The sequence below is a fragment of the Pseudooceanicola endophyticus genome (assembly GCF_018760365.1).
GTDB classification, from domain to species: Bacteria; Pseudomonadota; Alphaproteobacteria; order Rhodobacterales; family Rhodobacteraceae; genus Pseudooceanicola; species Pseudooceanicola endophyticus.
Window position 1 is genome coordinate 77,777 of sequence record NZ_JAHIAB010000014.1, and the last position, 22,280, is coordinate 100,056.

Consider the following 22,280-nt stretch of genomic DNA (forward strand, 5'->3'; position numbering starts at 1 on the left):
CCGGGGGCACAGAAAAGGAGATCCCCATGATCAAACGTACTCTTGGCCCGCTGACCGTTTCCGCCCTGGGGCTGGGCTGCATGGGCCTGAGCCAGGCCTATGGTGTCCAGGACGAGGCCACCTCGGAGCGCACGCTGCAGCGCGCGGTGGAGCTGGGCGTCACCTTCTTCGACACCGCCGAAGTCTACGGGCCGCACCGCAACGAGGTCCTGCTGGGCCGCGCGCTTAAGCCCTTCCGCGACCGGGTGGTGATCGCGACCAAGTTCGGCTTCACCTACAACCGCGCCCGCACCGATTTCGGAGAGATCACCGGCACCGATGGCAGCCCCGCCAATGCCCGCGCGGTAGCCGAAGCTTCGCTGAAGCGGCTCGGGACCGAGGTGATCGACCTGTATTACCTGCACCGGGCCGATCCGAACGTGCCCATCGAGGAAACCGTGGGCGCCATGGCCCGGCTGGTCGAAGAGGGCAAGGTGCGCGCGCTCGGCCTGTCGGAAGTTCCGGCCGAGACGCTGCGCCGCGCCCATGCCACCCATCCGATCGCTGCACTGCAAAGCGAATATTCCCTCTGGAGCCGCGAGGTCGAGGGCAATGGCGTTCTGGAGACCTGCCGGGAACTGGGCGTGGGCTTCGTGCCCTTCAGCCCGCTGGGGCGCGGTTTCCTGACCGGCACGATCCGCGATGCGGCGGCGCTGCCGGCGGATGACTTCCGCCACCAGCTGCCCCGCTTCCAGCCCGAGATGGCCGCGCAGAACCACCGCCTCGTGGCGGTGATCGAGGAGATCGCGCAGGATCTGGGCGTCAGCACCGCCCAGGTGGCGCTGGCCTGGGTGCTGGCACAGGGCGATGACATCACGCCGATCCCCGGCGCCCGCACCCTGCCGCATCTGGAGCAGAACGTCGCCGCCGCCGCCCTCTCCCTGCCCAAAGCCGCGCTGCACCGCCTGTCCGACACCTTCGCGCCGGAACGCATCGTCGGAGAACGCTACCCGATGCGCTTTGAGGCGATGTCGAAATGAGCCGCTTTGCCGGCAAGCGCATCCTGATCACCGGCGGCACGCGGGGGATCGGGCGAGCCGGGGCGCGGGCGATCCGCGATGCGGGTGGCACAGTGCTGGTCACCGGGCGCGGGCCCGACCTTCCCGACCTCGGCCCCGGGGTGGAGGTGCTGGCGGATGACGCCGCCGATCCCGACACCGGGATCGCCCTGGCCGCGCGGGCCGGGGCGCTGGACGGGCTCTGGCTGAATGCCGCCCGGGCCGAGGTCGCGCCCCCCGAAGCCCTGACGCCCGAGGGGTTCGACCGGCTGATCGCGCTGAACCTGCGCGGGCCGATGCTGCAATTCGCCCGGCTTCAGGGGCAGCTGCGGCCCGGCGCCTCGGTGGTGGTGACGGCCTCCAGCAGCGCCTACGAGGGCGCGGCGGACACCGCGCTCTACGGTGCCAGCAAGGCCGGGCTGATCGCTGCGGTGCGCTCCTGGGCGCGGGCGATGGCGCCCCGGGGCATCCGGGTCAACGCCCTGGTGCCCGGCCCCGTCGCCACCGCCTTTCGCGATGCCCTTGATCCGGCGCTCCGCGCGGGGTTCGAGGCCGCCGTGATGGCCGCCGTTCCGCTGGGCCGCCCCGGCCTGCCCGAGGAAGCCGCCGAGGTCGCGCTGTTCCTGCTCTCCGACGCCTCGGCCTATGTCACCGGCAGCCAGTACGCGGTCGACGGCGGGATGCTGATGCGCTGAGCGGCGGTCCGCTATCTGGCACGCCCTGCGATCGCGGCAGAACCGGCCCGCCCCGGCGGGTTCTGCCGCGCCCAGGGCGCCGTCGCCCATTTCCCGGGCGCCCCAAAGTCCGCAATCCTACGTTGAATATGCAGCAGCGGGGCGCCGAGGCGGAAATTTGCCGTTTCCATATGCCTCCGGGACTGCGCCGGGGCCGCACATGCCGCAATTCAGTGGCGCACCGCGCCGTATCGCCGCACTGCGGCAAGCCCTCCTGGAGATCGCCGGGGGCAAGCCCTCTGGCATCAATCCGCCATGCCGGGCCGGTCCTGGGGACGGAAATGATCAACCTTTAGGTGTTTCAGAAAGGTTTCCCGCTTCCCCGGCGATGAGGGATCTTGAGTATTTCGCTCGGCCCGCCCTAGGTATTGGGCCAGAGTTACATCCTTGTGAAAAGCCGGAAACCACACCGACATGATGAACAGACGAACGCTCCTGCGCAGTGCGACCCTTCTGGCCGGCGGTCTGATGCTGCCGGCCCTGCCCCTGCGCGCGCAGCAGGCCCAGGACGCCGCCGCCCCCTTCAGCTTCGACGCGCTGATCCAGCGCGCCAAGGACATGGCCCAGGCGCCCTACGAGCCGCCGATGATGCCCGATCCCGAGATCGTCCAGCAGATCAATTACCAGCGCCACGGCGAGCTGAAGTTCCACACCGCCACCGCGCGCTTCTCGGGCCAGCCCGACACCGGTGACGTGAAGGGCTATCCGCTCGAATTCTTCCCGCTCGGCATGTACGCGCCCAAGCGGGTGCGCATGTTCGTGGTCGAGAACGGCCAGAGCAGCGAAGTGCATTACAACCCCGCGCTCTTCGACATGCCGGCGGACAACCCGGCGCGCAAGCTGCCTTCGGATGCGGGCTTTGCCGGTTTCCGCCTGCAGGAATGGTACACCGAGGACGACTGGACCAAGCAGGACTGGGTTGCCTTCCAGGGCGCCAGCTACTTCCGCGCCATCGGAGCGGATGGCCAGTACGGCCTCTCGGCGCGTGGCATCGTGATCAATGCCGCGATCCCCGACGGCCCCGAGGAATTCCCCGACTTCAAGGAATTCTACATCGAGCAGCAGCCCGGCGGCACCCCCGACAGCCCGGTCACGGTCCATGCGCTGCTGGACGGGCCCAGCGTCACCGGCGCCTACCGCATCAAGATGACCCGCGGTCTGGACCGCACCAAGGGCGTGATCATGGAGGTCGAGGCCAAGGTCTTCCTGCGCGAGGATGTCGAGCGCCTGGGCCTGATGCCGATGACCTCGATGTTCTGGTTCAGCGAATACGGCCGCGACCGGCTGATCGACTGGCGCCCCGAGGTCCACGATTCCGACGGCCTGTCGATGTGGAGCGGCACCGGAGAGCGGATCTGGCGTCCGCTGAACAACCCAGATGCGACCCGCGTCGCCGCCTTTGGTGACGAGAACCCGCGCGGCTTCGGCCTGTCGCAGCGCGACCGCAACTTCGATCACTACCAGGACGGGGTCTTCTACGACCGCCGCCCCTCGCTCTGGGTGGAGCCGCTGGCGCCGCTGGGCAAGGGCGCCGTGCAGCTGATGGAAATCCCCACCGACGACGAGATCAACGACAATATCGGCGCCTTCTGGGTGCCCGAGGCCCCCTCGGTCAAGGGCAACAGCTACGATCTGCACTACCGTCTGTATTGGCAGAACACGGAGCCCTTCCCGGCCACCAACATCGCCCAGACCCGCGCCACGCGGATCGGGCGCGGCGGCCAGCCCGGCCACCCGCGTCCCGCCGGGGTCTATCACTTCGCGGTGGAATTCGACCGCCCCGAGGTGATGAAGCAGATCCCCTACGGCGTCTTCCCGGACGTGATGGTCACCGCCTCCAACGGCACGGTCAGCCGCACCTTCGCCGAGCCGGTGCCCAACGGCAACATCTGGCGGGCGAACTTCGACCTGGCGCTGGAAGAGGGCCAGCTGACCGACCTGCGCATGTACATGGCGCTGGACGGCAAGCCGCTGACCGAGACCTGGCTTTATCAGTTCCGGTCCGACTGGGCCTTCGACTGATCGCCCATCGGCCCGCGCCAGATCCGGCGCGGGCCTCTTCCTGCCGCCCCCGGGCGGCAGGCCCCGCACAGTCCTTCGGCCCTGCCGCAGCGGTATCCGCGCGGCACGGCGCCCAAACACCCCGTGCAGGGCGTGATCAAAGGAATGTGCATTGCACACCCGGAGCCCCGGCCAGCACAACCGGGGCCAAGCCCGCCCGGCGGGCGTTCCGGACAAACACGAAAGACGACTCCCATGGCGAAACTTCCCTCCGCAGGCCGCGGCCTGCGCCTGGCCGCGCTTCCCCTGATCCTGGCCGCGGGCCTGGCTGCCGGCCCCGCACTGGCCCAGAGCGCCGCCCCCGCCGCCGCCCCGCAGGTCGAGACCATCGACGTGCCCGCGCCGGTCAAGGCCACCGTCGACAAGCTGACCGGCGGCAAGGCCAAGATCCTCAAGGCCTTCAAGGCGCCCGCCGGCCTGATCGGCCTGGGCATCGAACTGGGTCCGAACAAGGACACCATCCTTTACGCCTCTGCCGACGGCAAATACCTGATGCAGGGCATGATCATCGACAGCGACGGGCAGAACACCACGCAGCTGGCCAGCCAGAGCGTGCTGCCCCAGCCGCCCTCCGCCGCCGAGAACTTTGCCACCCTCGACAAGACCAAAAGCTATGTCTGGGGCAAGGAAGACGCCCCCAAGGAGCTGTGGATCCTGTTCGACCCGAACTGCATCTACTGCCACAAGACCTATGACGACCTGAAACCGGCGGTCGAGGCCGGCAAGGTCAAGGTCCACATCATCCAGGCCGGCTTCCTGAAGCAAAGCTCGCTTGGCAAGGCGGCGGCGATCATGGCCGCCAAGGACCCCGCCGCAGCCCTGGCCGAGGACGAAAGCAAGTTCGACGAAGCCCAGGAAGAGGGCAGCATCAAGGGCGACACCTCGGACGAGGCCGCCGTGGCCGCCGTCAAGGCCAACAACGCCTGGATGCAGGCGCAGGGCATCAAGGGCACGCCCTACCTGCTCTACAAGGGCAAGGACGGCAAGATCGCCGATGTCGGCGGCTATGATCCGGACATCGACGGCCTGCTGGCCCAGATCGACGGCTGAAGAATGCCCGCGCCCGGGGGCACTGTCCCGGGCGCGGATCCTCATCCCAGCGGGTGGCTTTCCAGCACCTGCCAGTCCGCCACCGGCACATCCTGTGCCGAGCGCACCAGCTGCACCGCCCCGAGCCGCAGCGCCTTTCCCGTCCACCCCTTCAGGTTTTCGCGCTCCGTGCCCAGCCGGGCATGGGCCTTGTTGCCGTATCCCAGCGACAGATGCGGGCGGAAGGCATCGCTGAGGGCGACCTCCGGCAGGGCGGCCTCCAGCCGCTGCCGCAGGGCCGCAAGCCCCGCGCAGGGGGCCAGATCCAGATAGAGCGCCCGAAAGCGTGTCGCCTCGCCCGCTAGATCGCGGACCAAAGGCCCCGGCGCAGGCAACCGCGCCAGATCCCGCAGCACCTGCGACAGCCGCGCGCGCGGCACCGCGATATCCCCCAACAGGGTGACATGGGGGCGGAAAGCCTCGGTCCCGGTGATGCCGGCGATACGGTCGATCTCGGCCTGAAGGGCCGTGGCTTCGGGATCGGCGGGGGCCAGCCAGACAGAGACCAGGGACGTCGTATTCAATGGGTATTCCTTGCGATGAAACGGGTGGGAATGCGCACCACCCGCGCAGGGCCGGAGGGATCCTCCAGCCGGGTTTCCAGAAGGCGTAGCAGCTCGGCCACCGTGGCGGCGGCATCATTGCGCAGGGTTGAAAGGTCGATGCCGGGCCAGGGCGCGATGGAAATGTCGTCGAACCCGATAACCGAGATGTCCTGCGGCACGCGGCGCCCCTGGTCGCGCAGCGCCGCGATGGCGCCAAGCGCCATGGCATCATTGCCGCAGAACAGCCCGTCCAGACCGGGGGCGCGCGCCAGCAGCCGCAGGGCGGCGGCCTGCCCGCCCTCGAAACTGTAATCGGCGCTGTCCTCGGCCACGGGAACCAGCCCGGCCCCGGCCATCGCCGCCTGAAAGCCCGCCCGCCGCTCCTGATCCGAGAAAAGCTGCGGCGGGCCGCCCAGATAGGCGATGCGGCGCCGTCCGCGCGCCTGCAATGCCGCCACCGCCAGATGTGCCCCCCCGGCATTGTCGCCACAGACGCAATCCACCCGAGGGGCCGCCATCACCCGCCCCGAGACCACCAGCGGGATGCCCAGCTTGGCGCAATAATCCACCACCGGCGCGCTGACCGACCCGCCGCGCACGATCAGCGCATCCAGCGGGAACCCCAGCACGTTCAGGATATCGGCCTCGATCATCTCGGGGTCGCCCGCGACCACCAGCGGCCACTTGCCGCGCCGCGCCAGCCCCTCCATCAGGATGGCCTGGAAATCGCTGTCGAAATGGTTGTGCAGCCGCCCCACCACCACCGCCACCAGGTTGGAGCGCCCCTTGCCCTGCAACCCCGCCGCCAGCACGTTCGGACGATAGCCCAGCTCCTGTGCCACGGCCAGGATGCGGCTGCGCTTGGCCGCGTCCAGCGGGCTGCCGGGCGTGAAGGCCCGCGACACCGCCGACCGCGAGACCCCGGCCCCGCGCGCCACATCCATCGCCGTCACCCGCCGTTCCCCTGTCACGTCGAATTCTCCTTCCCGTCGCAGGCCCGTCACATCGCTGTCACGCAGGCCCCGTATCTGAACACGTGTGCATGATGACCATGGCAGTTTCATGAAGGCGAAGCGATGATCCAGAAAACCGAAGCCCAGCCGCACCTTGGCCGCAGCATTTCGCTGAGCGACCTGCATCTTGGCTATGGCGGGCGCGATGTCATCGCGGGCCTGTCGCTGGAGGTTCGGGCGGGCGAATTCATCGCGCTTCTGGGCCAGTCGGGCTGCGGCAAGACGACGATCCTGCGGGCTCTGGCGGGCTTCGTTCCGGTGCGCGCGGGCCGCATCAGCGTCGGTGGCACCGACATGAGCCGCACGCCCCCCGAGGCCCGCGGCATGGCGATGATGTTCCAGAGCTACGCGCTCTGGCCGCATATGAGCGTGGCGCAGAACATCGCCTACGGGCTGAAGCTGCGCCGCCGCCCCCGCGCCGAGATCCGCGCCCGGGTGGCCGAGATGGCCGCCCTCGTGGGGCTGGGCGATCTGACCGCGCGCAAGGTGCAGGATCTTTCCGGCGGGCAGCGCCAGCGGGTGGCGCTGGCGCGCGCGCTGGCCATCGACCCGCCGGTGCTGCTGCTGGACGAGCCGCTCTCGAACCTCGATGCCGGGATCCGTGCCACCATGCGCCACGAGATCCGCGCCCTTCAGCAGCGCCTCGGGCTGACGACGATCCTGGTGACCCATGACCGCGAAGAGGCGATGTCGATGGCCGACCGCGTGGTGATCCTGGAACAGGGCCGCATTGCCCAGGCCGGCACCCCCGAAGAGATCTACCACCAGCCCGCAAGCCCCTACGTGGCGCGCTTCATGGGCCTTGGCAACCGGCTGGAGGCGCGGGTCGAACAGGGCCTTCTGCGCACCGGCAACGGCACGCTGCCGACCGGCGGCCTGCATGCGCCCCAGGGCACCCCCGAGGGCCCCGCAGAGATCCTGTTTCGCGCCGAATCCGCCCGCCTTGGCCCCGCGCCGGGCCCGGCGCTGGCGCTGTCTGGGCAGGTCGTCTCGGCCTTCTACCTGGGCTCTGCCTATCGTCACGAGATCGCTGTCGGAGACGACCGAATCCTGGTGGACGCCCCGCAAAGACATCAGGCCGGCACCCCGGTCGGCCTGCATGTACCGGCCACGGCGCTTAGTCTGTTTCCTGCAAGATCCCAGACGTCCGTGACCGGCCAAGAGGCGGCAATGGCTGCCATTCCCACCCTCTGATCCCGTTGGAGAAACACCATGGCACTGCAAATTGCAAAGACTTTGCTGCCCCTCGCCCTGACGCTGGCCGGCACCGGCATCGCCCAGGCGCAAGACACGCTCTATGTCGCCACCGGCGGCAGCCAGAACATGGTCGACTACGTGACCGACTATCTGGGCCCGATGTTCGAGGCGCAGAACCCCGGCTGGTCCGTCAATGTCGTGGGCACCGGCCCCGGTGACGCCGGCAGCCAGGCGATCCTGGAAAAGCTGACCGCCCAGAAGGCCAAGGACAGCTGGGACACCGATGTCATCGTCACCGCCCAGCTGAAGACCGCCGAGATGGTCAAGGACGGGCTTCTGATGAAGTACCGTGACGATATCGACACCGGCAAGCTGGTCACCAGCGACGTGGCGAAGAACGCCCTTGGCACCGATGTCGACGGCTACGTGATGCCGATGTTCATCTCTCAGACCGCCATCGCCTACAACCCGGCGCTGGTGGATCACGTCCCCACTTCGATGAGCGGGATCCGCGACTGGGCCGAGGCCCACAAGGGCGCCTTCGGCTACAACGGCATCAAGAACGGCATGTCGGGCGTGGCCTTCACCACCGCCTGGATCTACGCCTTCGGTGGTGATGCCGATGTGCTGATGAAGGGGCCCTACGACAAGGCGCAGGAAGCCGGCTGGGACAAGGCCTTTGCCGCGCTGAAGACCTTCGACCAGTCCGTCACCTTCACGCCCGGCAATGCCGGCACCCTCGACATGCTGAACCGGGGCGAGATCGCCATGGGTCCGGTCTGGGTCGACATGTTCTACAGCTGGCAGCAGGACGGCCGCCTGAACCCGGGCCTGAAGATCACCCTGCCCGAACCCGGGATGCCCGGCCAGCCCTACTACTACGCGATCCCCGCCAAGGCCGCCCATGCCGAGGCCGCGAAGAAGTTCATCGCGCTTGCGACCTCTCCCGAGGTGCAGGCCGAGGGCATCGTGAAGAAGTTCAACTGGTACCCGGGGATCGACGCCAGCCACCTGCAGGGCGTGCTGGACCAGGCCAGCTGGGACAAGCTGTTCACCGACATCCCCCCCGAGACCCTTGCGAAGAACGCCAAGCCCTTCCCGCTGGGCGGTTATTTCACCGACATGCTGGAACAGTACGAAACTCAGGTCACGAACTGAGACCGCATCGGGGGCGGCCCGGCGCCGCCCCCCATTTCCGAAGGCCCTCCCATGATCTCTCGCAAGGCTTCCCTGCTGCTGATCGCGCCCGCGCTGGCGCTGATGGCGGCGCTGTTCCTCTATCCGCTGGGCTTTTCGCTGGTCTCGGCCTTCCGGCAGGAGGACGGCGGCGGCTGGGGCGCGGGCAATTTCCTGCGCGCCTGGCAATTCTATTCCGCCGATATCGTCTTTTCTCTGGTCATCGTCGGGCTTTCGACCCTGCTGGTGGCGTTTCTGGCCGCGGCGATCGCCGGCTACCTGACGCTGGGCGAAAACCGCTGGTGCCTGGCGGTGCTGCGCTGGCTTTATCGCTGGCCGCTGTTCATTCCCTTCGTGGTGGCCGCGCAGCTGATGCGCACCTTCCTTGCCAAGAACGGCATGATGAACAACGCCCTGGTCGAACTGGGCCTGCTGACGCCCTTTACCACCCACAGCTACCTCGACTGGCGCGGCATCGTGATCACCTTCGTCTGGAAGCAGACCCCCTTCGTGGCGCTGCTGCTGGCCGGCGCCATGGCGGCGCTGGACCGGTCCACCATCGAGGCCGCGCGCAACCTCGGCGCCTCGCGGCTGCGGCTGCTCTGGGACGTGGTGCTGCCGCAGGTCCGGCCCAGCTTCGGCACCGGGCTGATCCTCAGCTTCGTGACGATGATGTCGGTGCTCTCGGTGCCGATGATGATCAACGCCCAGACGCCGACGCTGCTGACCGTCGACATGGCCTGGCGCATCAATGCCTATGGCGATTACGGCCTGGCCAATGCCCTGGGGCTGATCGCCTATGCCATGACCGGGCTGGTCGCCTGGTTCTACCTGCGCCAGGGCCTGAAGGAGAACCGCTGATGCTGCGCACCGTGCTGACCGCAACCGCCCTGGCCGCGCTGGCGCTGGCGATCTTCGGACCGATCACCAACCTGCTGCTCTGGGCCTTCACCGAGACCTGGTACTTTCCCGCCAAGCTGCCGCAAAGCTACGGTTTCTCGTTCTGGGAGCGGGTCTTTCGGCCCCAGGGCAACGCGATGGCATCGCTTTGGAATTCCCTCCTGATTGCCGCTTTGACGGTGCTGGTGTCGCTGGCGGTGGCAGTACCGGCGGGCCTTGCGCTCGGGCGGGGGCGGCTGCCCTGGCGGATGGCCTTCCTGTTCCTCTTCCTGCTGCCGCAGGCCTTTCCGTCCATCTCGGTGCATATGAACATCGCTCGGATCTTCTACGGGCTGGGGCTGAACGGCACCTTCGCGGGCGTCGTGCTGGTCCATGCCATGCAGGGCATGGTCTTCTCGGTCTGGATCGCCTCGGCGGCCTTCGCCGCCGTCGATCCGGCACTGGAAGAAGCCGCCGCCAACCTGGGCGCCCGGCGCTGGACGGTGTTTCGCACCGTGTCGCTGCCGCTGGCCCTGCCGGGGCTGATCGCCAGCGCGATCTTCGTCTTCCTCAGTTCGCTCGACGAATTCACCGGCACCTTCTTCGTGGGCGTGCCCGACATCACCACGCTGCCGCTGCTGATGTACAATGCCGCGATGGAGGGGAACTACCAGATCGCCTCGATCACGGCGCTGATCCTGCTGGTCCCATCGATCGCCTTCATGCTGGTGATCGAGCGCTTCCTGAAGGCCGACGTGCTGGCCCGGATCGGCTGAAGGCAGAACATGAGGATGGCCCGGCAACACCTTGCTGCCAGGCCATTTTCTTAGCTGTTCCAGAAAGCCTCGTGCAGGGCGGCGCCCTCGTCCTCCAGCAGCGGCCCGACGATTTCCACCGCGCGCTGCCCGGCCTCGAAGACCAGGTGGCAGGGCAGATCCAGCGTCGGGTTTTCCGGATGATCGCCGGTCATCTGCTTCAGCCGCGCCTCGGACAGGCCGTAGACCATGCGCCCGACGCCGACCCAGTACATGGCGCCGGCGCACATCGCACAGGGCTCGGCCGAGGTGTACATGGTGGCCCCCGCCAGAACCTCGGGCGCGAAGGCCTTGCCGGCGCGGGTCATCAGCACGCGTTCCGCATGGCCGGTCATGTCGTGGTCGGGCATGAAGGCATTCGACTGCTCCATCAGCACGGTGCCCCCGGCATCCACCAGGATCGCGGCAAAGGGATGCTGGCCGCCCTCGGCCGCCTCGGAGGCGATCTCGTAGGTGCGGCGCAGATGGGTCAGGTCGGCCTCGGAGGGCTGGCCGTAGGACACGGGCATGATGAAACTTCCTGTCGGCTGTAGGGTTGAGGGCATCGGCGCCCCTTGCCCCCATCCTAGGGTCTGCCGTGGCGCCAACAAGCGCAAAGCTCCTCAGAAAAACCTTTCCCAAATGCAACGTTGCGCCATTTCCATCACGGGTGCTGCATAATGCATTGGCCTCTGTCCGGCCAATCAGCAATATACAGGAATATCGGGACACATTCCGCATGGGAGGGGACAATGCCGGCAAAACGTCTGCTTGAATTCATGCTGAACGCCATGCGGCAGGCACCGTTTCCCTATGTTTTCCTGACACCGGACCTGATTGTCGAATACCACAACGACGACGCCGCCGCGTGGTTCGGCCAGTCCGGCCAGCCCTTCACCGGTCAGCATGCCTATGCGATCCTGACCGCATCGGAACGGGCAGTCGTCGCCCCCTACATGGACCAGGCCATGGCCGGCACGGCGGTCAATTACCGGCGCACGATGCCCTACAAGGGCGGCGACCGGACCTCGATCGCGCATTACATCCCCGAGCTGCTGCCCGACGGGCGCCTGCTGGGCATCCATGTCTTCATCTGGGACATCACCGCGCAGCGCCGGTCCGAACACGAGGCCCGCACCTTCCGCAATCGTTTCGAGGTGGCCTTCAACTACAGCCCCGTCGGCATGGCCATCATGGACCGGCACGGCCAGTTCCTGGAGGTGAACGACGCCTTCTGCGACATGCTGGAATATTCCCGGGAAGAGATGCTGCAGCCGGGATTCCGCCCGCCCAGCCACCCCGAGGACCTGGCCCGCGACCAGTTCGAACGCACCCGGCTGCTGGCGGGCGATGGCGACAGCTACATGCTGGAAAAACGCTATACCACGCGTGGTGGCCAGACGCTGTGGAGCATCCTGTCCACTGCCGCCGTGCGCAACGGCGATGGCTCGGTCTCGCATTTCGTGTCGCAGATCCTCGACATCACCACCCGCAAGCGCACGGAGGAACGCCTGCACCGAGAGCACGAGCTGGCGCGCACCACGCTGCGCTCGATCGGGGACGGGGTGATCACCTGCGATGCCGCCTGCCGCATCACGGAGCTGAACCTGGTGGCCGAAGAGCTGACCGGCTGGAGCACCGCCGAGGCGCGCGGCCGTCCGGTAGACGAGGTGTTCCGTGTCCACGACCCCTCCGGCGCGCCGGTGCCCTGCCCGCTGGCCGAGGCGCTGCGCCTGGGCCGGGTGGTGGAGCTGACCGCCAGCTCGACCCTGCATGCCCGGGGCGGCGCGCTGATCGCGGTGGAGGATTCCGCCGCCCCGATCCGCAACCGCGCCGGAGAGATCGTCGGCGGCGTGCTGGTGTTCCACGATGTCACCGAACAGCGCGCCATGGCCCGGAAGCTGGAGTTTATGGCCCATCACGACGCGCTGACCGGGCTGCCGAACCGTTCGCTTTTCAAGGACCGGCTGGCGACCGCGCTGCGCGCCGCGCGGCGCGATGACAGCAAGTGCGCCGTGCTGTTCTGCGACATCGACCGGTTCAAGGTGATCAACGATGCCCAGGGCCACGCCCAGGGCGATGCGGTGCTGAAGGCGGTGGCCGACCGGCTGAGCGCCTGCGTCCGCGAGGGCGACACGGTTTGCCGCTGGGCGGGCGACGAATTCACCATCCTGCTGCCCCGCCTGCCCTCTGAACGGGAAGCGGCCGTGGTGGCACAACGCATCCTTCAGGCCTCGCGCGATCCGCTGCTGCTGGGCACGCCGGGGGGACGCGTCGATGTCAGCCTCAGCATCGGGGTCGGGCTGTATCCCGATGACGGGATCGATGGCGAGGCGCTGCTGTCGGCCGCCGATGGCGCGCTTTACGAGGTCAAGCGCACGGGCCGCAACGCCTTCCTGTTCCACCGCCCCGAGTTCAATGCCCAGACCAACGAACGCCTGCGCCAGGAACGCCGGCTGCGCACCGCGCTGGATCGGGACTCCTTCGTAGTGCATTACCAGCCCAGGATCTCCTTCGACAGCGGTCGGGTGGTCGGGGCCGAGGCGCTGGTGCGCATGCGCGAGGGCGACACGCTGATCATGCCCGGCGCCTTCATCCGCGTCGCCGAGGAAGCCGGCCTGATCGGAGAGCTGACACGGGTGGTCTTCCGCCAGGCCTGCCGACAGGCGGCACGCTGGCGTCAGGGCCCGCTGCGGGACATGCGGATTTCGGTCAACCTGTCGCCGGTCAGCCTGCAACAGCCCGATTTCATCGAAGAGGTGACGGCAGAGCTGGCAGGCTTCGGCCTGTCCCCCGACCAGTTCGAATTCGAGATCACCGAAGGCGTGCTGATCGGCGCCAATCCCCGCATCCAGGAGCAGCTGGACCGCCTGCGCGACCTGGGCTTCCGGCTGTCTCTGGATGATTTCGGCACCGGTTTCTCCAACCTGTCCTACCTGCGCCGGCTGCCCGTGGACACGCTGAAGATCGACCGCAGCTTCGTGTCCCAGCCCGAACTGGACCGACCCATCGTCGAGGCGATCATCGGACTGGGCCGATCCTTGCAGATGAAGGTGGTGGTCGAGGGCGTGGAGACCGGCGATCAGGAAAGCGCGCTGCGCCGGCTGGGCTGTCACGAGGGCCAAGGGTTCCTTTATGCGCCCGCCCTGCCCGCCGAGGCGCTGGAGCTGTTCTGTGCCGAACGCACCGGCTGCGCCACCGCCTACGGCTAGGCCCCGCCCCATCCGCAGCAGCACACCGGCTCGGGACCGCGCGCCCCGGGCCATTTTTTTCGACCGGGCGACCTTTGCGATTTCAGCAACTTGAAGGGGATTTCCTGAAGGAAACACACCTTCTGTTATCTAGTTCTATATAGAAGTAGTTGACTCGATCCCCTACCGGGCATACTCCAGCCCCCGAGGAGATGGGAGCAATGCCAGAGATGACTGCCCAGGAAGACAGCCGACTGCCCGCCTACATGCGTCTGCGCGATCGCCTTGCGGCACGCATCGCCGCCGGGGAATGGCAGGCCGAACAGGCGCTTCCGTCCGAGAACGCGCTGACGCGCGACAGCGGCCTGTCGGTCGGCACCGTGCGCAAGGCGATCCAGCAGCTGGTCGACGAAGGCCTGCTGGAACGACGCCAGGGCGCCGGCACCTTCCTGCGCAAACCCGCCTTCGATTCCAGCCTGTTCCGCTTCTTCGCCCTGCGCGACGGCGGCGACAGCCCCAGCATTCCCGCCAGCCGCCTGCTGAGCCGCGCCCGCGTCACCGCGCCGGATCCGGTGGCCGCGATCCTGGGCACCAGCGATGTCCTGCGCATCGAGCGTCTGCGCCTTTTCGCGGACGAGCCGCTCCTTTCGGAGGAGATCTGGCTGCCCTACGCCCCCTTCGCGGGCTTCGAGAGCGACCCCGAGGCCGCCATCGGCCCGCTGCTCTATCCCTATTTCCTCGACCGGTTCGGCCAGTTCATTGCCCGCGCTGTGGACGAGGTGAGTTTCGGCACCGCCAAGGGCACCACGGCCACGCGTCTGGGCCTGCCCGAAGGTGCCCCCATCGCGCGCATCGAACGGACCGCCTTCGCCCTGGATGGCACGGTCCTTGAGTGGCGCGAGACCAGCGGTCCGGCAGAGCGGTTCCGATACCGCAGCCAGATCGGCTGAAGATACAGCATTGCCGCGCCGGCCATCCCCCGACGCGGCACCCCTGGGGTTCGAGCCGGTCTCCCTGCGGCTCACCCCACCCCCCGGCCCGCCTCCGGCGTCCTCCCCTTCCAGGCGGAAGCGGGCCGGGTCTCCTTTACCTGCCGAGAAGGTTCCTCCATGACCGTCCCCAAGCCCGCCCGCGCGATCACCGGCATCGACACCCACGCCCATATCTTCAACGCCGATCAGCAGATGGCCGAGGGGCGGCGCTACACGCCCGAATATGACGCCACGCTGATCGAATGGCTGGGTCATCAGGACCGCGCCGGCATCAGCCACGGCGTTCTGGTGCAACCAAGCTTTCTGGGCACCGACAACGGGCTGATCGCCGAGGCGCTTTCGGGCCATCGCGATCGCCTGCGCGGCATCGCCGTGGTCGATCCCGAGATTTCCGAGGCCGAACTTGCCCGGCTGAACGACCAGGGCTTTGTCGGCGCGCGGCTGAACCTGGTCGGCAAGACCCCCGAAGATTATGCCGATGCCGGCTGGCAACGTTTCTTCCAGCGCCTCGCCGCGCTGGACTGGCAGGTCGAAATCCAGCGCGCCTTCGAGGATTTCGCCACCATCGCCCCGCCCATCGCCGCCGCCGGCTGCACGGTGATGATCGACCATTTCGGCCTGCCCCAGGGCGGCATCGATCCGGCAAACCCCGCTCATGCGGCGGTGCTTGAGATGCTGCGCGCCACACCGCGCGCCTGGGTCAAGCTGTCGGCACCCTATCGTTCGGGCCAGGACACGAGCGCCGCCGCGCGCTCTCTTGCGGCGCTGCGCGAAGCCTGCGGCGGGCTGGAGCGCTTCTGCTGGGGCAGCGACTGGCCGCACACCCGCTTCGAGGCCGCCACCGGCTACGACGCCCAGCTGGCCCGTCTGGAGGCCCTGCTGCCCGATCCCGCCGAACGCCGCACCGTGCTGGTCGAAAACCCGGCCCCGCTGTTCCGCTTCAACTGACATCACCGACGAGAGAGGGAGGAATACATGAGCCTCGTTGTCGTTCTGGCCATCGTGGCCGCCATTGTCCTGGGCTATCTGACCCGGATCAACATCGGCCTCTTCGCCATCGCCTTCGCCTATATCATCGGCAGCTTCGTGATGGGTATGAAACCCTCCGAAGTGATCGCCATGTGGCCGCTGAAGATCTTCTTCGTGATCTTCTCGGTCTGCCTGTTCTACAGCTTCGCCATGGTCAACGGCACGCTTGAAAAGTTGGCCGGCCACCTGCTGTACCTGTGTCGCGGAATGCCCTGGCTGCTGCCCTACGCGATCTTCCTGACCGCCACGATCATCGCCGCCATGGGCGCGGGCTACTACACCGTGCTGGCCTTCATGGCCCCGATCACCCTGATCCTGTGCAAGCGCACGGGGATGGACCTGATCCTGGGCGGCATGGCCGTGAACTACGGCGCGCTTGGCGGTGCGAACTTCATGTCCAGCCAGTCGGGCATCATCTTCCGCGGCCTGATGACCAATGCAGGTCTGTCGGACAACGCCGCCTTCGTGAACTCGATCTCGATCTTCCTGGCGACCTTCCTGCTGCCGGTCGCGGTGATCACCGTGCTGCTGTTCCTGGGCGGGCGTCACCGCCAGATCGGCGGCCTTGGTGCCGATTTCGCCCGCCCCGAGCCGCTGGACCAGCGCCAGAAGGCCACCCTGTGGCTGACCCTGGTGATGATGGCCATCGTTCTGGCCGGTCCGCTGGCACATCTGGCGATGCCCGCCAATGCCACGATCACCTACATCAACTCCAAGATCGACATCGGCCTGATCGCCAGCGTCTTCTCGGTCATCGCGCTGATGCTGAAGCTTGGGGATGAACGCAAGGCGATCACCTCTCTGCCCTGGCCGACGCTGATCATGATCTGCGGCATGGGGATGCTGATCTCGGTCGCGATCAAGGCCGGCACGATCAACGAGCTGGCCAGCTGGATCGGCGACACGATCCCCGCGCCTCTGGTGCCGCTCAGCTTCGGGGTGGTGGCCGCGATCATGTCGCTGTTCGCCTCGACCCTGGGCGTGGTGACGCCGGCGCTGTTCCCGATGGTGCCGCCGCTGGCCGCGCAGTTCGGCCTGAGCCCGATGCTGATGTTCACCGCCATCGTGGTGGGGGCGCAGGCGACCTCGATCTCGCCCTTCTCCTCGGGCGGCAGCCTGATCCTGGGCTCGGCCCCCGATGACGCGACGCGTTCGGGCCTGTTCACCCGGCTGCTGCTGCGCGCCGCCCCCATCGGCTTCGTCGCGGCGATGCTGGTCAACGTGGCGCTGACCTTCCTGATCTGATCAGCGCCCCCCCGAAAGGCACATGGCCCGTCCGGAGATCCCTCCGGGCGGGTCTTTCATGCCTGAGGCAGGCCAACGGGAATGCGGATCAGGCGCCCGTCTCCGGTCATTTCGGTGATCTCTCCGGCGGGTTCGCGCAGGAACAGAAGCGCGACAAGGCCCAGAACGGCGGTGCCCGCGATCACCAGGAAGAAGGTTTGCGCCCCGACCACGCCATACAGCAGCAGGTAGAAGACCGCGCCGGCATTGCCATAGGCCCCGGTCATTCCGGCGATCTGCCCGGTCAGCGACCGCCGGATCAGCGGCACCACCGCAAAGACCGCCCCTTCGCCCGCCTGCACGAAGAACGAACAGGCCATCGCCACCAGCACCGCCATCCAGACCGGCCAGCCCGGGCCGATCAGCGCCATGGCCCCATAGCCAAGCGCCAGCCCCCCCGTCAGCACCAGCAGCGTCGCCCGCCGCCCCTTCCGGTCCGAGATCCAGCCGCCTCCGGGGCGCGACATCAGGTTCATGAAGGCATAGGCCGAGGCCAGCATACCCGCCGCCACCGCCGAGAGGCCGAAGGTTTCCGCAAAGAACAGCGGCAGGACCGAGACCACGGCCAGCTCCGATCCGAAGGTCGCGAAATAGAGCAGATTCAGGATCGCCACCTGGCGGAAGCTGTAGCGTTGCGCCACCGGCACCGGGGCGCGGAACAGCCGCGCATTGGCCCGCAGCGTCAGCCCCGCATCGCAAAGATACAGCAGCCCCAGCCCGACCCAGACCGCGCCCAGCCCGCCCGGTGTCAGCAGCGCCACCCCCTTCAGCCGCCAGGCCAGCGCCGCAAGCGCTAGGTAAAGCGGCCCCTTCATCGCCAGCAGGAAGGCCAGATCCCCTTTCGAGGTGACCTCCATCCCTCCGGGCGTGCGCGGCCGCAGGTAGCGCCCGCCCTCGGGCACGTCCCGCGCCAGCAGGAAATAGACGCCCCCGTAGACCATCCCCAGGGCGCCGGTCGCGGCGATGGCCCACCGCCAGCCGTCCTCTCCGCCGATCCACAGCGCGAGCCCCGGCAGGCAGAAGGCGGCGACGGCCGAGCCGAAGTTGCCCCAGCCGCCATAGATCCCCTCGGCCGTGCCCAGTTCGCGCGCGGGGAACCATTCGCTGACCATGCGGATGCCCACCACGAAGCCCGCCCCGATCAGCCCGAGGGCGAATCGTGCCAGCGCCGCCTGGGCGAAAGTCTGGGCAAAGGCGAAGGCGAAACAGGGCAGACCTGCGAGGATCAGCAGGGCCGCATAGACCCGGCGCGGCCCGTAAAGATCGGTCAGCAGGCCGATGACGATGCGTGCCGGGATGGTCAACGCCACGTTCAGCACCAGCAGCGTGCTGATCTGTGCGGCGTCCAGACCCAGGCTGCCGCGGATCGCCTGGATCAGCGGCGCCAGGTTGAACCAGATCGCGAAGGTCAGGAAGAAGGCCACCCAGCTGAGGTGCAGGATTCGCATTTTCCCCTGAAACGACAAAAGGTTGAATGGGCTTGTCTGCACGGGTCTCGCCTTCCAGGAACGTGGCCCGGATAGCCTGCGCGGCAGCGCGGCGCAATGCGACCCCCGCGCCTGCGGGACGGGCGCGCCACATCCTCGTGTCCCCGGAGCGCCCGGAAAACCGGCAGCACGGCGCCCCGGTCTGCGCTTTGAAGCGCCCGCGCGGAAATCGGGCAGGCAAATCCGCAAGCGCGACTTTGCCCAGCGATGCCGTCTTGTCAGGCGTCGACCAACTTGCACACTGGGATACCAGTTACACCGCACAACTTCGGAGCCCCCATGTTCGATGCCCAGGAGGATGTCCGTCAGGACCTCGCCGCCGTCTACCGGCTGATCGCCCGCTTCGGCATGGACGACATGATCCACACCCATGTCTCGGCCCGGCTGCCAGATGAGCCCGACCTGCTGCTGATCAACCGCTACGGCGATCTGTTCCGGGAGGTGACGCCGGAAAGTCTGGTGGTGATCGACCACGACGGGCACCAGGCGCGCGGCGCCCCGGTGCCGGTGAACACCGCCGGCGCGGTGATCCATTGCTGCATCCACCAGGCCCGCCCGGATGCCGCCTGCGTGGTGCATACCCACACCGCCGCCGGCGTGGCCGTCAGCTGCCTGGCCGAGGGGCTGCTGCCGCTGAACCAGACCGCGCTGCTGTTCTACGACCGCATCGGCTACCACACCTTCGAGGGCATCGCCCTCGACACGGCAGAGCAATCCCGGCTGGTCGCGGACCTTGGCGACAACCGCGCGATGATCCTGCGCAACCACGGGCTTCTGACCGTCGGGCGCACGATCGGAGAGGCGTTTTCGCTGATGTACAACCTGGAGATGGCCTGCCGGATGCAGCTGATGGCCCAGGGCACCGGCCAGACCCTGCACCTGCCGAGCGCGGATGTCTGCCGCCGCACCGCCGCGCAATACGATGCCGATCCCGATGGCTCGGCGGATCTGGAATGGCAGGCCATGCGCCGCCTCGCCTGGCTTGACGCATGACCACCGGCCCGACCATCCTGATGACAGACCCGCTGGCCTGGAAACCCGCCTACCAGGCGGCCTTCCGCAAGGCCTGCCCCGGGGCGCGCTTTCTTCTGTGGCGCGATGCCGAGGCCCGCGTGCAGCCCTGCGACGTGCTGCTGGCCTGGCAGCTGCCGCCCGACATGGATGCCCTGCCCGAAGGTGTGCAGCGGGTAATCTGCTTCGGCGCCGGCACCGACCGGCTGAGCGGCGATCCCCGCCTGCCCGCCGGCCTGGAGCTTTCGCGGCTGGTCGATCCCGATCAGGCGCGGCAGATGGCGGATTACGCGCTTCTGGCCTGCATGGCACGCCAGCAGCGCGATCAGGACCGGCTGCGCGACCAGAGCGCGCGGCGCTGGCCCGACCCGCGCCCGCTGCCCGCGCGCGCCACGCTGAAGGTCACCGTTCTGGGGCTGGGGCGCATCGGCGCCGAGGTGGCAGCCCATCTCTCTGCCAGCGGCTTCGACGTGCACGGGCTGGCGCGGCGCCCCCGCACCCTGCCCGGCGTCAGCGTCCACACCGATCTGGCCGCGGCCTGCAAAGGCGCCGACGTGCTGGTGAACCTGCTGCCCCTCACGCCCGAAACCACCGGCCTTCTGAACGCAGAGCTTTTCGACCGGCTTGCCCCCGGCGCCTACCTGGCCCAGGCCGGGCGCGGCGCCCAGCTGGACGAGGGGGCCCTGCGCGCCGCCCTCGACAGAGGCCATCTCGGCGCGGCCTTCCTCGACGTCTTCGGCATCGAACCGCTGCCCTCCGACCACTGGATGTGGGACCATCCCGGCATCCGGATCAGCCCGCATTGTGCCGCGATTCCCTCGCCCGAAGGCATGGCCCATGCCCTCGCCGCCGAGCTCGCCACCCTGCAGCCGACCCCGGCCTGACCGACCGCATCCAAGGACACCGCCATGCAGGACACCGCTCTCACCCATATCCGGCTCGATCACGGCAAGCGCAACACCATGGGCGAACAGGTTTTCGACGCCCTGCGCGAACAGATCCTGACCGCGCAGCTGAAACCCGGCGACAAGCTCTCGGAGCAGCGCGTGGGCGAACAGCTTCAGGTGTCGCGGACGCCGGTGCGCGATGCCTTCCGCCGCCTGCATGATGCCGAGATGATCGAGGTCTACCCCCAGTCCGGCACCCGGGTCGCGCTGATCGACGTGGATCGGGCGCGCCAGGCGATCTTCATTCGCGCGACGCTGGAAAGCCTGGCCTTCGCCCGGGGCCGCCGCCCCACCACAGACGAGATCGAGGAGTTGGAGCTGCTGGTGCGCCGCCATGAGCGCCAGCTTGAGAGCGGCAGCATGATCGACCATTTCCGCGCCGACATGCAGTTCCACGCCGGGCTGATGACCGCCATCGGCATGACCACGGTCTGGCGCACGGTGCAGTATTGCGCCGCCGACATGGTGCGGGTGCAGTTCCTGATCGGCCCCGATCTGGCCCACCTGCGCAACATCGTCGAGGATCACCGCGCCGTGCTGGAGGCCCTGGAAAGGGGCGACCTGCCCGAGGTCGAGCGCCGGATGCGCGAACACCTCGAAGCCTCGGCCACCGACCTTGAGGGGCTGGCGCAAAGCAGCCCCGACTATTTCACCAGACCCGCCGTCTGAGGGACCCGCCATGCCCCGCCTTTCTTGCAAAACGGACTTGGTAAAGCGGTTTTCAAGCCGCCTTTCCGCTGTTTCCGACAGTTTGCAAAGGTCCCGCCCATGATCCGCAAACGTGTCACCATCCGCGATGTCGCACGCGAGGCCGCGGTCTCCATGACCTCCGTGTCGCGGCATCTGAACGGCCAGATCACCCTGCCCGAAGCCACCGCCCGGCGCATCGAACGGGCGGTCGAGACCCTGGGCTATGCCCCGAATGCGCTGGCGCGCCAGCTCAGCCTCGGGGCCAGCCGGACGCTGGGCTTCGTCACCTCCGACATTGCCTATCCGTTCTTCGCCGCCATCGCCTCGGCTGCCGAGGACGAGGCCGCGCGCCAGGGCTACGGGCTGATGATCTTCAACAGCCGCAACCGGATCGAGCAGGAGCTGGCCCAGATCGAACGGATCGCCAATCACCAGATCGACGGGCTGATCCTGCAAACCAACCACCCCGCCGATCCCGCCCTGGCGGAGGCGATCAATGCCACGGGCCGCGTGGTGCTGATCGACGAGGACGTGCCCGGCGCCCTGGCGCCGCGCCTCTTTGCCCGCAACGCCGAGGGCGGAGAGCTGGCCACCCGTCACCTGCTGGACCACGGCCACCGCCACATCGGCATGATCTGCGGGCCCGACGGCATGTCCTCCAGCATCGGGCGCAAGGAGGGACATGCGCGCGCCATGGCCCGCGCCGGGCTGCTGCCCAGCCCCGGGCTGATCCTGCACGGCGCCTATGACGAGGACAGCGGCGCGCGCGCCTTCCGCCACCTGATGGAGCGCCCGCATCCCCCGACCGCGCTGTTCGCCACCGCCGATGTGCTGGCGCTTGGCGCGCTGCGTGCCGCCCGCGACATGGGGCTTTCCATTCCGCGCGACGTGTCGCTGATCAGCTTCGACGACATCCCGAACGCCGATCTGCTGGCCCCGCCGCTGACCACCATCCGCCAGTCGCCCGAGGATTTCGGGCGCGGCGGCATCCGCCTGCTTCTGGAGCTGATCCAGGACGGCTCTGTCCTGCCCCGGCAGGAACATGTCCCGGTGTCGATCATCGAGCGCGCCTCGGTAAGCGCCCCCGGACCGGAGGACCCGCCACTGCCCCGGGCGGACTGACC

General features: G+C 68.0%; 20 protein-coding genes. 16 read left to right on the top strand and 4 right to left on the bottom strand.

The features are described 5' to 3' along the window. Positions 1 to 26: 26 nt before the first annotated feature. The 4 genes from KM176_RS20620 (at position 27) to dsbG (ending at position 4,882) form a co-directional block, all read left to right on the top strand. Positions 27 to 1,019: an aldo/keto reductase gene (locus KM176_RS20620; RefSeq protein ID WP_160896459.1), complete on the top strand. Its 993-nt coding sequence runs from the start codon at positions 27 to 29 to the stop codon at positions 1,017 to 1,019. Beyond that, a complete protein-coding gene (locus KM176_RS20625; RefSeq protein WP_160896460.1) occupies positions 1,016 to 1,732 on the top strand; it encodes an SDR family NAD(P)-dependent oxidoreductase in 717 nt (238 codons plus the stop codon). The genes KM176_RS20620 and KM176_RS20625 overlap by 4 nt, the downstream gene beginning before the upstream one ends. 453 nt (positions 1,733 to 2,185) lie before the next feature. Continuing rightward, complete coding sequence (locus tag KM176_RS20630; RefSeq protein ID WP_160896461.1) at positions 2,186 to 3,793, top strand: glucan biosynthesis protein; 1,608 nt, start codon at positions 2,186 to 2,188, stop codon at positions 3,791 to 3,793. 234 nt (positions 3,794 to 4,027) lie between these two features. Then, entirely contained in the window at positions 4,028 to 4,882 is an 855-nt protein-coding gene (dsbG, locus tag KM176_RS20635) for a thiol:disulfide interchange protein DsbG (RefSeq protein WP_160896462.1), read from the top strand. Between the two features lie 41 nt (positions 4,883 to 4,923). Here the strand turns inward: dsbG and KM176_RS20640 are convergent, their stop codons facing one another. Further along, positions 4,924 to 5,445 (bottom strand): 2'-5' RNA ligase family protein, encoded by a 522-nt coding sequence (locus KM176_RS20640; protein ID WP_160896463.1) that lies wholly within the window; start codon positions 5,443 to 5,445, stop codon positions 4,924 to 4,926. Continuing rightward, positions 5,442 to 6,437 (bottom strand): LacI family DNA-binding transcriptional regulator, encoded by a 996-nt coding sequence (locus KM176_RS20645; protein WP_311136188.1) that lies wholly within the window; start codon positions 6,435 to 6,437, stop codon positions 5,442 to 5,444. The genes KM176_RS20640 and KM176_RS20645 overlap by 4 nt, the downstream gene beginning before the upstream one ends. Before the next feature lie 105 nt (positions 6,438 to 6,542). Between KM176_RS20645 and KM176_RS20650 the strand changes: the two genes are divergently transcribed. Genes KM176_RS20650 through KM176_RS20665 form a run of 4 tightly spaced genes read left to right on the top strand, consistent with a single transcriptional unit; the run spans position 6,543 to position 10,507 of the window. Beyond that, the gene (locus KM176_RS20650; RefSeq protein ID WP_160896465.1) at positions 6,543 to 7,673 is read left to right on the top strand and encodes an ABC transporter ATP-binding protein; all 1,131 of its coding nucleotides are present in this window, start codon (positions 6,543 to 6,545) and stop codon (positions 7,671 to 7,673) included. Positions 7,674 to 7,691: 18 nt separating this feature from the next. Continuing rightward, positions 7,692 to 8,834 carry an extracellular solute-binding protein gene (locus KM176_RS20655; protein WP_160896466.1) on the top strand — a complete coding sequence of 381 codons (1,143 nt, stop codon included), beginning with the start codon at positions 7,692 to 7,694 and terminating at the stop codon, positions 8,832 to 8,834. A gap of 51 nt (positions 8,835 to 8,885) precedes the next feature. Further along, complete coding sequence (locus KM176_RS20660) at positions 8,886 to 9,713, top strand: ABC transporter permease (protein WP_160896467.1); 828 nt, start codon at positions 8,886 to 8,888, stop codon at positions 9,711 to 9,713. Next, positions 9,713 to 10,507 (top strand): ABC transporter permease, encoded by a 795-nt coding sequence (locus tag KM176_RS20665; RefSeq protein ID WP_160896468.1) that lies wholly within the window; start codon positions 9,713 to 9,715, stop codon positions 10,505 to 10,507. Before KM176_RS20660 ends, KM176_RS20665 begins: the two co-directional genes overlap by 1 nt. A gap of 50 nt (positions 10,508 to 10,557) precedes the next feature. On the opposite strand, the gene KM176_RS20670 is transcribed toward KM176_RS20665, so the two are convergent. Next, positions 10,558 to 11,055: a nucleoside deaminase gene (locus tag KM176_RS20670; protein WP_160896469.1), complete on the bottom strand. Its 498-nt coding sequence runs from the start codon at positions 11,053 to 11,055 to the stop codon at positions 10,558 to 10,560. Positions 11,056 to 11,277: 222 nt separating this feature from the next. Here KM176_RS20670 and KM176_RS20675 point away from each other — a divergent pair, with 222 nt between their 5' ends. The 4 genes from KM176_RS20675 (at position 11,278) to KM176_RS20690 (ending at position 16,982) form a co-directional block, all read left to right on the top strand. After that, positions 11,278 to 13,737 (top strand): sensor domain-containing protein, encoded by a 2,460-nt coding sequence (locus tag KM176_RS20675; protein WP_160896470.1) that lies wholly within the window; start codon positions 11,278 to 11,280, stop codon positions 13,735 to 13,737. A 200-nt stretch (positions 13,738 to 13,937) separates the two neighbouring features. Then, entirely contained in the window at positions 13,938 to 14,666 is a 729-nt protein-coding gene (locus tag KM176_RS20680) for a GntR family transcriptional regulator (RefSeq protein ID WP_160896471.1), read from the top strand. Between the two features lie 159 nt (positions 14,667 to 14,825). Continuing rightward, the gene (locus KM176_RS20685; RefSeq protein WP_160896472.1) at positions 14,826 to 15,656 is read left to right on the top strand and encodes an amidohydrolase family protein; all 831 of its coding nucleotides are present in this window, start codon (positions 14,826 to 14,828) and stop codon (positions 15,654 to 15,656) included. A 27-nt stretch (positions 15,657 to 15,683) separates the two neighbouring features. Continuing rightward, entirely contained in the window at positions 15,684 to 16,982 is a 1,299-nt protein-coding gene (locus KM176_RS20690; RefSeq protein ID WP_160896473.1) for an SLC13 family permease, read from the top strand. A gap of 56 nt (positions 16,983 to 17,038) precedes the next feature. Here KM176_RS20690 and KM176_RS20695 read toward each other — a convergent pair whose 3' ends face one another. Then, positions 17,039 to 18,469, bottom strand: coding sequence for a NarK family nitrate/nitrite MFS transporter (locus tag KM176_RS20695; protein WP_160896474.1), 1,431 nt, complete (start codon positions 18,467 to 18,469; stop codon positions 17,039 to 17,041). A gap of 318 nt (positions 18,470 to 18,787) precedes the next feature. Here KM176_RS20695 and KM176_RS20700 point away from each other — a divergent pair, with 318 nt between their 5' ends. The 4 genes from KM176_RS20700 to KM176_RS20715 all read left to right on the top strand — a co-directional run bounded on the left by KM176_RS20700 (position 18,788) and on the right by KM176_RS20715 (position 22,278). Next, positions 18,788 to 19,501, top strand: coding sequence for a class II aldolase/adducin family protein (locus KM176_RS20700; protein ID WP_160896475.1), 714 nt, complete (start codon positions 18,788 to 18,790; stop codon positions 19,499 to 19,501). Beyond that, the gene (locus KM176_RS20705; protein WP_160896476.1) at positions 19,498 to 20,403 is read left to right on the top strand and encodes an NAD(P)-dependent oxidoreductase; all 906 of its coding nucleotides are present in this window, start codon (positions 19,498 to 19,500) and stop codon (positions 20,401 to 20,403) included. Before KM176_RS20700 ends, KM176_RS20705 begins: the two co-directional genes overlap by 4 nt. Positions 20,404 to 20,427: 24 nt before the next feature. Continuing rightward, entirely contained in the window at positions 20,428 to 21,135 is a 708-nt protein-coding gene (locus KM176_RS20710; RefSeq protein ID WP_160896477.1) for a GntR family transcriptional regulator, read from the top strand. 99 nt (positions 21,136 to 21,234) lie between these two features. After that, positions 21,235 to 22,278, top strand: coding sequence for a LacI family DNA-binding transcriptional regulator (locus KM176_RS20715; protein WP_160896478.1), 1,044 nt, complete (start codon positions 21,235 to 21,237; stop codon positions 22,276 to 22,278). Positions 22,279 to 22,280 lie beyond the last annotated feature (2 nt).